This window comes from Acinetobacter gerneri DSM 14967 = CIP 107464 = MTCC 9824 (assembly GCF_000368565.1).
Lineage (GTDB): Bacteria > Pseudomonadota > Gammaproteobacteria > Pseudomonadales > Moraxellaceae > Acinetobacter > Acinetobacter gerneri.
Genome location: NZ_KB849533.1, coordinates 13,933 through 15,105 on the forward strand (window position 1 = coordinate 13,933; position 1,173 = coordinate 15,105).

Genomic DNA, 1,173 nt, shown 5'->3' on the forward strand with positions numbered 1-1,173 from the left:
TGATTGACCAATGGCCTGCACTATTTGCAGTTGCTGTAACGGTATTGCCCGAAGCATCGGTCACGGTCACTATTGAACCTGCTTCCGCTGTTCCACTTAAGCCTGCAGCATTGTTTTCATCCACCACTGGCGCATCTGGTGCTGTTTTTTGTGCAATTCCAGTAGGTGTTTCAGTACTTGTATTTCCTGCTGCATCGGTTGCAGTCACTGTCCCTTCAGTACCATTTGCAATTGGATTTGGAATGATACTCCACTGACCATTGCTATCCGCAACTGTGGTCACGGTATGACCCAAAGCATCGGATACAGTCACTGTGGAACCTGCTTCCGCTGTTCCTGCTAGTCCTGTCGAGTTGTTTTCATCCACTACAGGTGCATTCGGTGCTGTGAGATCAGCAAGGCCTGTAGAAATTGGATCACTGCTATTTCCAGCCTCATCAGTTGCAGTGACTGTACCTTCGGTGCCATCTGCAATCGGATTTGGAGTGATTGACCAATGGCCCGTACTATCTGCAGTTGCTGTAACAGTATTGCCCGAAGCATCAGTAACGGTCACTGTTGAACCTGCTTCTGCTGTTCCGCTTAAGCCCGATGAGTTGTTTTCATCAACTGTTGGTGCATCAGGCGCTGTAAGGTCAGCAAGACCTGTTGATGCTGGGGCACTCACATTTCCTGCTGCATCTGTTGCTGTCACCGTACCTTCAGTGCCATTCGTAATTGGATTTGGAGTGATTGACCAATTGCCTACACTATCTGCAACCGTGGTCACAGTTTTGCCCGAAGCATCAGTTACAGTCACTGTTGAGCCTGCTTCCGCTGTTCCTGCTAGACCTGCTGCATTATTTTCAGTCACGACTGGGGCGTTAGGTGCTGTGAGATCAGCAAGATCTGTTGATACTGGCGCACTCTCATTTCCTGCTGCATCTGTTGCAGTCACTGTACCTTCAGTACCATTTGCAATTGGATTTGGAGTGATTGACCAATGGCCCATACTATCTGCAGTTGCTGTGACAGTATTACCCGAAGCATCAGTCACCGTCACTGTGGAACCCGCTTCAGCTGTTCCTGCTAGACCTGCTGCATTATTTTCAGTCACGACTGGGGCGTTAGGTGCAGTTTGATCTGGAACGGTTTGATCTAAGACTCCTGTTGAAACTGGAGTACTTGTATTAC

General features: G+C 48.7%; 1 protein-coding gene. It reads right to left on the reverse strand.

Annotation, left to right across the window (positions count from 1 at the left end; all coding sequences use genetic code 11):
- Positions 1-1,173, reverse strand: a 1,173-nt coding sequence (locus F960_RS22545) for an Ig-like domain-containing protein (protein ID WP_004854681.1), incomplete at both ends; no start/stop codon positions are given.